We start from the raw sequence: 9,787 nt of genomic DNA, 5'->3' as shown, positions 1-9,787 counted from the left end.
CCGGGCGGCGGCTCGTCGGGCGGCTCGGGCGGCAATGCCCCGTCGACGGCCCCAGGCCGATAGCGCGCGACCCATAACGGAGGGAGAGAGACATGCTCTGGACACTTCTCGCGGTCGTCCTGGTGTTGTGGCTCCTTGGGTTCTTGGCGAACGTCGGCAGCCTGATTCATCTGCTGCTGGTCGTAGCGCTCATTATCCTGATCGCCCAGCTCCTGACCGGCCGCCGCACCGCGATCTGACGCGTCGGACGAATTGCTGAGGGGACACTATGCTCGACGGTAAGAAAGACGAGATCGCCGGCAAGGCCCGCCAGGTCAAGGGCCGGATCACGGATGACGAGTCCGAGGAGGCAAAGGGCCAGGCGGAGCAGACGCGCGGGAAGGCGAAAGAGACGGCCGCTCGCGCCCGCCGCAAGGTCCAGGGAAAGGTCGAGGAGGTCGAGGGCAAGGTCCGCCAAAACATCCCATAACGGGCCCGCGGTCCCTCCGGCGCTAGTACCCCGGGCCCGTTCCCTTCGGCCCGGTCCCTCCGGCGCTGGTACCCCGGGCCCGTTCCCTTCGGCCCGGTCCCTCCGGCCCGTTCGTGGTGTGCCTGTCGAACCACGGACGGGCCATCGCTTTGCGAATGGACAAATCTGGCCGGGTGGGGGCCCCGGGGCGCCCCCTCCCCCAGCCGCGCGGCCGGCGTCTCCACCACCGGGGGGCCAGGGAAGATCCCTCCCCCGCCGCGGCGGGGGAGGGGAGGGTGGGGGGCCCTTCGAGCTCGGGCCCTTCGGCCCGCTCACCGTGAACGGCAGGCGCGAGTCAGCTCAGCGCGTCTCCCCGGATTCGGCCCAGCGCCGCGCCACCGCGTCGCTGATCCTCCGATAGAAGATCCACGGCAGCGCGGCAAACGGGATGGGGACCGTCGACGCGATGGCAATGTAGACCTGCGGGTGCGGCACGTAGGGCACGATGGTGGTCATCAGGATGAATGCGCCGAGCACCCAGATTGCGGACGAGGCGAGCGCCATCCGCTCGTACACGTAGCTCCGGGCCCGCCGTCGAAGCTGCTCGTCGATCTGTCCGCCCCGCTGCACGCCGCTGGCCCCCATGCTTGGGCTCCCTTGCATTATCGCCCGAAGCGCCGCCCCGGGGAATTCGGTCGGCCAGGCCGCCGCCGGAAACGGCGGGCCTGGGACCGAAATGAATGGGCCCGCTCCGGGGCGGCTGAATCAGGCCGCCGCCGGAAACGGCGGGCCTGGGACCGAGACAAATGCGCTCGCTCTCGGGGCGGCGACCCGAAAAGCTGGCTCCCCCTTCGGAGCGCCATGTCCACTTAGGGGTGCGGGTCGGGCAGCCCGCCGGTCCCGCCAGGCAGCGAGAGATAGTACTCGACGTACGGGTGGTCGTCCGTCATGATGGGGCCGTCGCCGGCCCATTTTCGCAGGTCCTCGTCGCTCATCACGTACAGCGAGTGGACGGCCTCGGGCGACTCGAAGCCACTCCCCTCGAGGTCGCGCCCCAGGTTTCGCTTGTCCCACCGCTCCTGGATGCTCGACAGGCTCGTGTCGATTGGCTCGTTCGACCCAATCATGATGGCGCCGTAGGCCCACATCGTGACGTAGGGGAACGCTCGCGCGAAGGTGCGCGCCATGAGCTTGCGTTGGGCCTCGTTGTCGGGGTTGTCGGGTCGATCTTCCAGCCACTGCGACATCAACCCGCCGGGCTTCAGCGCCTGGGCCACAAGCTTGTAGTACTCGTACGAGTAGAGCACCGAGCTGCCGGCGTTCCGAGGGTGGATGGAGTCCGCCGTCACCACGTCGTATTTCTGGTCGTACAGGAGCAGGTGGTTGCGGCCGTCGTCGATCGTCAGATGCAGTTTGGGATATTCGAGGACGTTCCCGTTTACGGCGCTGAAATAGCGCGACCCCTGCACCATCGTGTCCGATAGCTCGACCACGTCGAGCCGTCTCGGGTTGTGCTCGGCCAGCGCGCCGGCCGTGGACCCGCCGCCGATCCCCACGATCAGGACGTCCTGAGGATCGCGATTGAGGATCATGGGCAGGTGCCCCAGGAGCCTGTGGAACCACACCATCCCGGACTCCGTGCTGGCGTCGGCCTGGCCGTTCTGGTACATGCTGATGATCCCCGTCTCCGGGTTCTGAACCACGGCGACGGATGTCTCGAGCCCCTCACCGACCCATACCACGGCGTTTCCGGGAAAGCGACCGGCCACGATGCGCTCGTACATGCTCGGGGCCAGTACACGCCCGACGGCGAACGTCGCCATGGAGGCCACGACGATACCGCCCGCCAGCCACAGCTCCCTCCGGCTGCCCGTCGAGGCCAGAGCCACGGCCAGAATGGCGTTCACTACCGCGAGCAGCTCGATGGAAACGTGCGTGCCGAAGGTCGGGATCAGAAAGAACCCGGCCGCCCAGGCCCCGAGGATCGCGCCGAAGGTGTTCCCGGCGTAGAGGACGCCGAGGTCACGACCGGTGTTCGCGGACCCTGAGACGACGATCCGCGCCGCGACGGCAAAGCTGGCGCCCAGGAGCACCATCGGCGGCAGGATCGCCACGATGACCAGGATGCCCATCCATCCGTAGTGGTTCTCCAGCAGGCCGGTCAAGATGCTGATCGCGTCCAGCCGATGCATGATTCCGTACGCGTGGGCGAAGACCACGGTTCCGAGGCAGCTCAGGATGGCCACGGCGGCCTGAATCACGGCGTAGACGCGCACCCACGGCAGCCGCCGCGACATGAGCGGAGCGACCAGCGCGCTCCCGAGGGCGATGCCCAGCAACACGGCCGCCAGCACGATCGAGAAGGCGTACGTGCTGCCGTCCAGCAGGATGGCGAGCACGCGCGTCCAGACGATCTCGTACGCCAGCGACGCGAAGCCTTGGACCGTGAACGTCAGGATCACGAGCCGACGCACGCCGGGCGACACGTCGAAGACGGCGCTTTCCTCGTGGGGTTTTTCGTGCGGAACAGTCTCCGCGCTCGCGGGCGGGAGCGGCGCGATGGAGGCCCCCAGGATCAAGGCGCTCAGGCCGGCGAGCCCGTTCAGCGCGGCGGCCACCTGAACGGTCCCGCTAATCCCGATTCCGCCGATGAGCACGAACCCGGCGGCGAGCGTCCCCAGGATCGCGCCCGTCGTGTTGCTGGCATAGAGGAACGAAATGCGGTGGCCGATCGTCTGTCGGATGGTCATGGAGCCCCGGACGATGAGGGGCAGCGTTGCACCCATGAGGGTCGTCGGCACCAGGAGCACCGCGGCGGCCAGCGCGAATCGGAGGGCGATGATGACGACGGCGGCCTCGGCGGCATTGCGCGGGTACAGCGCCAGGTAGGTCGCTTCCACCCAGGCCAGCAACTTCGGTGAGGCGAGGCCGAGGGCGCCGATGACCAGCTCGGCGCCGGCGTACCAGAGAATCGGTCGCCGGACCCGGTCGGCCATGCGGCCGCCAATGAACGAGCCGAGGGCGAGGCCGCCCATGAAGGCCGCCACTACGGTGCTGATGGCGTAGATCGTGACCCCGAAGGTCAGGGCGAGAAGCCGGACCCAGGCGATCTGATAGACCAGCCCGCTCGCCCCGGAGAGCACGAAGATGGCGGCGAGGGTGGGAGTGAGCCAATCGACGGCGGTCCGGGGGAGCGGGCGGGCCGGCGCGATCGCCGTGGATGACTGTGCCAGCGGTCTACTCCGGATCGCCTAAGGATTCGAGGCGGGTCGAAGATTATGGCATATGCGCGCGGCGGGCGGTCCAGCGGGCGAGCCATTCGGCGTACTCCTCCGGCGTGTCCACGTCGGCGATCACGCCCGGGTCCTCGACGGGCAGCTCCACCAGCTCGGCCGCGTGCGCACGAACCACGACGCGCGCGCCCTGGTCGAGGGGGGCGGCACGCAGCTCCGCCAGGACCGAGCGGGCGAACAGTGTGGGGTGGCCGCGAAGGTTGCAATACGTGGGCACGACGATCGGGCAACCGGTCCGCTCCTGCTCGGCGATGAGGGCGTCGATGACCGCGGCTGTCACGAAGGGGTGATCCGCCAGGCACATGAGGACCGCATCGACGTCACCGATGGCGTCGAGGCCCACGTGGAGCGACGAGAGCTGGCCCAGGGAGTAGTTCGCGTTCACGACGGATCGCGGGGCGATCTGCGGGAGCGCATCGAGCACCACCTCCGGCCGGTATCCGAGGACGATCACGGTTCGGGCGACGCGTGACGCGTCGATCTGGGCGAGGAGGTGGGTGAGGAAGGTCTCGCCGTCGAGGGGGAGGAGCGGCTTCGGCCGTCCCATGCGAGAGGACTCGCCGGCGGCCAGGACAACCGCGCCCACGGTGCTGCTCATGGCTGGCTACTGTATCACGGCCCCTTCTCCCCTTGCGGGGGAAGAGCCTGCCCTAGGCGAGCCGAAGGGCTGGGATGGGGGCGTCACCCGCCCTGACCCTGCTCCTGGACGAGGAAGGGAACACCGCGCTCCTTCCCGTTTGATTTGGGAGGCTGCGAACGCTGCGCCGCATCTTGGTCAATGGGATCACCGAATCGATCTCGCGAGCCTCACCGTTGAGATCCAGGGGCAGGTTCTTGGAAGCCGCTGCCCGTGAAGCGAAGGCTGGACGCGATCTCCATCATGTGATCCGTGTCAGCAGACAGGAACAACGTTCCTCGTGAAGGAATCGATCGTCCGTTCACCGCGCGTGGTGGGTAGCCCACCAGCAGCAGAGCCACGTGGGCGATGTTCGAGCCCCACCCGCGGCCTTGGTCATCGGATGGCCAGATCATGCACGCGATCTGGCCGTCGACCTCCACCTCCTCGATAGTTGGATTCGTCCGTATGCGTTGAGGGCCGGGTCTATCGCGCCGAGGTACGCCTGAGACCCTTCGATCGAGGCGCCACTCCCTCCCAATGCTATTCCGAAGAACCCATCCTCGCCATCGTAGTGCTGCTGGCCCACGTACTGATCGGGCGGGTATCGCGATTGCCAGTCCTTTGGGTATCGCAGGCTCACGCCAAACCATCGGCTCACGAACGTCGCGTATTCCGAGTCGCCATCCTCTGGCGAGGTCTGGGTCTCGTCCGGGACGACCCCGCCCGGAGGGCCCGTCTGGGGCAAGCTCGCCACCACATCCCCGGGCGCCGATGGGGCCCACCAGATGCCGACGGCGGCGGCCACACCCGCCAAGCCCAGAAGCGCAAGCTGCTTTGACATCTCGTTATCCTGACCCTACCTTCGGCCGCTTCAGCGCGCGGTGAGGCGACGCGACGTCACCCACCGCGGGTTGCCAGCGTATACGCGATGACCGTGACCCCTGCCCCGGCTGGATCGGTCCCGCTGGCGTCCATGGCAAACACGTTGAGAAAGTTCGTGGACCCGGGGGTGACGGTCAAGGGGAAGACCGTGTAGTTTGACGGCCAGTCTGGCGGGTTGATGAAGTCCTGACATAGGTCTGTGTCTGGCTGCACGCTTGGGGGCGGATATACGTTGCTTGTAACGCTGACGGTCGCGATTTGCACCCAGTTATCGAACCCGTTGGGCGAGCGCCAGATGCTGTAGCCGGTGATGGCTCCGGACTGATCGCCATCCGACAGGTGCAGACAGACCATGTCGTCGCTCAAGTTTCGAGCTTGAATCGTAGCCGCGCTGCATGATCACGGTTCCAAGACTCGATGCCGACGCGATGAGCTGGAAGGCCACGGCGGGCTGTTGCTTCGTCGCATCCACGGACATGACCGGAAACTCGAACGATCCATCCCGGCGCACAACAGCTGCGAAGGACGTGCCGGTGAGGCGAACGGTCGTCCCGGCGACAGTCCCTCCGGAACGGCCGGTGGCGACGCTCCCGACGATTTGCGCCTGTCCCGGTGGGAGCGGGTAGGCCTTTGCCGGATCGAACCGCCGAGGAGGAAGCGAAAGCGGCGCGCTTGCGGGCCTCGGCGGCCGCGATGACGAGAGCACAGCCGGCTCGCCAGGATGCGAAGCGCTCGGAGTCGCGGCCAACGCCGGCGTGGTGACGGGCGTTGTTGTCGCAGGCCGCGTTGCGCTCGGGGGCGACCGTGATCGGCGTCGGCGTTCCAGTCGCAGGAGATATGCCGAGCGTCGGCATCGGCTCACGCCTCCCGTCGGTGGCAGCAGCTGGCGCGGCAATGAGGCTTCCGAACAACACGAGCATTCCGAACAAGGTCACGACGATAAGTTTCCGCGCTCTCGGCCCGTCCCCGAACCACCGGAAGTCTCGCGCGCTGCAACAGTCGGTTACCTTCACTACCAAACAGCATAGACAGCGCGGAACGAATTGTTGCCTCGAGTAAGCAAACATTTGCGTTGCATTGTGGAAACGATCCGTCCAGCGTCGCGTTGCGAACCGGCGCTTACGGCTTGTCCACGCTTACCACAGGTGCGAGGTGTCGCCGATGACCTCGGCGATGGCCCCATCCGGGTACAGCTCCAGCGCGGTAAGCGAGGCGGGCCGCACGCCGAACTGCCAGTACCGGCGCGTCGGCATGTTGAGGAGGTGTGTGAGGAGCACGCGGACGGGCCCGCCATGGGTCACGAACAGAATCGTGCGCTGGTCGCCGCGCGCCGGCTCGCCGGCGCCGCGATACGAGAAGCGATCCGTTGCCTCGCCGTCTGCGGGCGGGAGCTTCACCACCGAGTGGAAGAAGGCGACGATGCGGGCGCGCACCTGCTCCAGGGACTCGCCGCCGGGCGGGCGCACGCCCACAGGGTCCCGAATCCACGCCTCCCAGTGGTCCCGCGCCGTGACGGCGATCTCGTCGTAGCGCATCCCCTCCCACGCACCGAAGCACATCTCGCGGAGCGCGGGCGTCTCAGTGAGGCGGACGCCGTGTCGCCGCGTGGCGACTTCGGCCGTCTCGCGCGCCCGGGCGAGGTCGCTGGTGTAGACGGCGTCGATGGACTCACCCGCCAAGCGCGCGGCGAGTCGCTCGGCCTGCGCGCGGCCCTCGTCGCCCAGGGGCACGTCGTGGTGGCCCTGGTAGCGAATCTGCTGGTTCCAGATCGTCACGCCGTGGCGGACGAGGAGCAGTCGGATCAACGCGTCGCCCACGGATCGAAGACCGCGCGCTCGCGCGCCTCGGCGAGTCCGATCGCCTCGCGCGCCTCGGCGATCACGTAGAGAGACCCGGCGATGACGACTACGTCGCCGGGGCGCGCGACCGCGCGGGCCCGGGCGACGGCCGCGGAGACGGTGCGCTCGGTCGTCACGCTGGCGCCCTGCCGGCGCGCGACGGCCGCGAGATGCGCGGGGTCGAGGGCGCGCGGGTGCTCGGCTCGCGTCGCGATGATGATCGGCCCCGCGTGCCCGGTCCGGCTCGCTGCGCCGAGGAGCGCGCTGACGATTCCATCCGCGTCTTTGTCGCGTCCGACGCCGAGCACGAAGACGGCCGGCCGGTTCGGATAAGCGCTCGCCAACGAGTCCGCCAGCGCTGAGGCGCCGGCCGGGTTGTGGGCCCCGTCCAGCACGATGGGCGGGTCGCCGGCCACGACCTCGAAGCGCCCGGGCCACTCAGCGGTCTCGATGCCGACGCGCACGGGGTTCAGGCCGATCGGGCCGATGCACTCATCGCGGAGCGCGTCGAGGGCCGCGACCGCGGTGGCGACGTTCGTTCGCTGGTAGCTCCCGGGCAGGGCCGGGCGCACGGTTTCGATGCGTCCCACCGCGGTGAGCAGGTCGCGGTCGCGGGGTGGATCGTCCCAGCGCGCCGCGCGCGACCCCACCTCGCGCAGGCGCGCGCCCCGTGCGTTCGCGGTCCGAACGATGACGTCCATGGCCTCGGGCCCCTGGGGCGCGACCACACACGGGCGGCCGGGCTTGATGATGTCCGCCTTCTCAGCCGCGATAGCGGCGATGGTGTCGCCGAGGATCTGGGTATGGTCGAGGCTAATGGGTGTGATGACGGAGACCGCCGCGTCGACGACGTTCGTGGAGTCGAGGCGACCGCCCAGCCCGACCTCGAGCACCGCCACGTCGACTGGCGCGCGCGCGAAGCGCTCCAGAGCGAGGACCGTCATGATCTCGTACGCGGTGGTCGGCCGGTCGGCGGCGGACACGCCCGCGAGCGCCTCCCGCACGCGGCGCAAACCCTCCGCGAATCCGTCGGGATCGATCGGCTGACCGTTGATCCGCACGCGTTCGCGAAGTTCGTGGAGGTGGGGCTGCGTGTAGAGGCCGGTGCGCAAGCCGGCGGCGCGAAGGGCCCGCTCGATCATGGCGGCAGTCGAGCCCTTCCCATTGGTCCCGGCAATGAGGACCGATGGGTAGCGGCGCTGGGGATTGCGCAGCGCCAGCAGGATCTCGCGCGTACGGTCAAGGGTCAGGCCGCCCACCGGAGGGTCGCCGCGCTCGAGGTCGGGGACGCCATCGAAGAATCGCGCGGCGTCGATCTGCTCGGTCCCGTCAGTCATGCGCTGGACGGCCGGCGGACAATGGCGTCGGCCATGCGGGCGACGCGGGCCATGGCGGGCAGATCGTGAACGCGGACGATGTCTGCGCCGGCCCGGATACCGAGAGCGACCGCCGCCGCCGTGCCCTCCACCCGCTGATCCGGCGGGAGGCCCAAGGTTATGCCGATGAACGACTTGCGCGAAGGGCCGATCAAGATCGGCTGGCCGAGAGCGCGTAGCTCCTGGAGCCGCGCCAAAATCTCCAAATTGTGGGCAGGCGTTTTGCCGAAGCCGATCCCCGGATCGACGATCATCCGCTCGCGTGGGACGCCGGCCTCGGTGAGGATCGCGATGCTCGACCGGAGGCCCTTCAAAATGGACGCGATGACGTCGTCGTAGTCCACCTCGGGAAAGTAGCCGCCAAGCTGCTCAAGATGGCGCGCCTCCGCGGAGCGGTTGTGCATGGCCACGGCACACGTGCCCCGTCGCGCGACGATGGGCGCGAGATCGGGGTCTCGGCGAAATCCCCACACGTCATTGACGATGACCGCGCCGGCGTCGAGCGCGGCCTCGGCCACCGCCGCATGGGACGTATCGATCGAAATTGGGACCGAGACGCGCGCGGCGAGCCCCGCGATCACCGGGACGACGCGCCGCAGCTCCTCTCGCGGATCTACGGGCAGCGCGCCCGGGCGCGTGGACTCGCCCCCAACGTCCAGAATGTCGGCGCCGTTCGCCGCCATTTCAACGCCTCGCGCCACGGCGGCTGCCGGGTCCAGCGTTCCGTCGCCCGAGAAGGAGTCGGGCGTGACGTTGACGACGCCCATGACGTACGTCTTGGCGCCCCACCGGAACGTGGATTTACCGCAGGTCGTTTCCGCGACCTGGTTCATCGTCACATTCATCGAATCGCGGATGGCGTGATCTCCGTTCCCAGCGGCGCGGAGCCGCTCTCTCCCAGCATGGCCGCGTACCGCTCCTCGACCTGTTGGCGAAGGCGGTCGCTGGAAATGTTCGAAGCCAGGCTCGCGGCGACGGCCGCGCCGCCCGCGCCCACCCCCTCTTTTACCAGACCGGATTCATACAGGCGCAGCGCCGGAAACGGGGACGCGGCGAAGGTGAGGGCCGTTGCGAGGAGCGGATAATTCCCGGCTTCGCGCATGAGGCCGACCGGGTCGGCTGTCGTGTCTTCGGCCACCCAGCGCGTCGTCGCGACCACCATATGTGGCCGCGGCGCAACGCCAACGCTGGCGAGGCGCTCGACGAGGGCGGCGATGGCGATCATCTGGGTCCCCCCGGCCAGAAGGACGGGCGCGCCGGCGTCGGCTGCGCCGGCGGTGAGCCCCGCAACGGCGGCCTGCATCGGATCGCCAAGGGTCGCCACGGCGGCC

General features: G+C 68.7%; 11 protein-coding genes. 2 read left to right on the top strand and 9 right to left on the bottom strand.

The window, feature by feature from the left end; genetic code table 11:
- Positions 1-92: 92 nt before the first annotated feature.
- Positions 93-239 (top strand): lmo0937 family membrane protein, encoded by a 147-nt coding sequence (locus tag VFC51_14245; GenBank protein ID HZT08185.1) that lies wholly within the window; start codon positions 93-95, stop codon positions 237-239.
- A 29-nt stretch (positions 240-268) separates the two neighbouring features.
- The gene (locus tag VFC51_14240) at positions 269-469 is read left to right on the top strand and encodes a CsbD family protein (protein ID HZT08184.1); all 201 of its coding nucleotides are present in this window, start codon (positions 269-271) and stop codon (positions 467-469) included.
- A 339-nt stretch (positions 470-808) separates the two neighbouring features.
- On the opposite strand, the gene VFC51_14235 is transcribed toward VFC51_14240, so the two are convergent.
- The 9 genes from VFC51_14235 to VFC51_14195 form a co-directional block, all read right to left on the bottom strand.
- Positions 809-1,093 (bottom strand): hypothetical protein, encoded by a 285-nt coding sequence (locus VFC51_14235; GenBank protein ID HZT08183.1) that lies wholly within the window; start codon positions 1,091-1,093, stop codon positions 809-811.
- A 224-nt stretch (positions 1,094-1,317) separates the two neighbouring features.
- Positions 1,318-3,591: a fused MFS/spermidine synthase gene (locus VFC51_14230; protein HZT08182.1), complete on the bottom strand. Its 2,274-nt coding sequence runs from the start codon at positions 3,589-3,591 to the stop codon at positions 1,318-1,320.
- A 133-nt stretch (positions 3,592-3,724) separates the two neighbouring features.
- A complete protein-coding gene (locus VFC51_14225) occupies positions 3,725-4,339 on the bottom strand; it encodes a nucleotidyltransferase family protein (protein ID HZT08181.1) in 615 nt (204 codons plus the stop codon).
- Between the two features lie 430 nt (positions 4,340-4,769).
- The gene (locus tag VFC51_14220; protein HZT08180.1) at positions 4,770-5,201 is read right to left on the bottom strand and encodes a hypothetical protein; all 432 of its coding nucleotides are present in this window, start codon (positions 5,199-5,201) and stop codon (positions 4,770-4,772) included.
- A gap of 56 nt (positions 5,202-5,257) precedes the next feature.
- Positions 5,258-5,596, bottom strand: a complete 339-nt coding sequence (locus VFC51_14215) for a hypothetical protein (protein HZT08179.1) — start codon at positions 5,594-5,596, stop codon at positions 5,258-5,260.
- A 782-nt stretch (positions 5,597-6,378) separates the two neighbouring features.
- A complete protein-coding gene (locus tag VFC51_14210) occupies positions 6,379-7,047 on the bottom strand; it encodes a histidine phosphatase family protein (GenBank protein ID HZT08178.1) in 669 nt (222 codons plus the stop codon).
- Positions 7,044-8,417, bottom strand: a complete 1,374-nt coding sequence (locus tag VFC51_14205) for a folylpolyglutamate synthase/dihydrofolate synthase family protein (GenBank protein ID HZT08177.1) — start codon at positions 8,415-8,417, stop codon at positions 7,044-7,046. Before VFC51_14205 ends, VFC51_14210 begins: the two co-directional genes overlap by 4 nt.
- Positions 8,414-9,289, bottom strand: coding sequence for a dihydropteroate synthase (gene folP, locus VFC51_14200; protein HZT08176.1), 876 nt, complete (start codon positions 9,287-9,289; stop codon positions 8,414-8,416). The genes VFC51_14205 and folP overlap by 4 nt, the downstream gene beginning before the upstream one ends.
- 8 nt (positions 9,290-9,297) lie before the next feature.
- The coding region (locus VFC51_14195; GenBank protein ID HZT08175.1) for a TIGR00303 family protein at positions 9,298-9,787 on the bottom strand (490 nt) is incomplete at its 5' end.

This window comes from Chloroflexota bacterium (assembly GCA_035652535.1).
Taxonomy (GTDB): Bacteria; Chloroflexota; UBA6077; order UBA6077; family SHYK01; genus DASRDP01.
This window is presented reverse-complemented; position numbering and strand designations above follow the sequence as displayed.

Bases quoted from the DNA above. Each gene is read 5' to 3' on its own strand.
- VFC51_14245 (HZT08185.1), top strand. From the start codon at position 93: ATGCTCTGGACACTTCTCGCGGTCGTCCTGGTGTTGTGGCTCCTTGGG.
- VFC51_14240 (HZT08184.1), top strand. From the start codon at position 269: ATGCTCGACGGTAAGAAAGACGAGATCGCCGGCAAGGCCCGCCAGGTC.
- VFC51_14235 (HZT08183.1), bottom strand. From the start codon at position 1,093: ATGGGGGCCAGCGGCGTGCAGCGGGGCGGACAGATCGACGAGCAGCTT.
- VFC51_14225 (HZT08181.1), bottom strand. From the start codon at position 4,339: ATGAGCAGCACCGTGGGCGCGGTTGTCCTGGCCGCCGGCGAGTCCTCT.
- VFC51_14220 (HZT08180.1), bottom strand. From the start codon at position 5,201: ATGTCAAAGCAGCTTGCGCTTCTGGGCTTGGCGGGTGTGGCCGCCGCC.
- VFC51_14215 (HZT08179.1), bottom strand. From the start codon at position 5,596: ATGGTCTGTCTGCACCTGTCGGATGGCGATCAGTCCGGAGCCATCACC.
- VFC51_14205 (HZT08177.1), bottom strand. From the start codon at position 8,417: ATGACTGACGGGACCGAGCAGATCGACGCCGCGCGATTCTTCGATGGC.
- folP (HZT08176.1), bottom strand. From the start codon at position 9,289: ATGAACCAGGTCGCGGAAACGACCTGCGGTAAATCCACGTTCCGGTGG.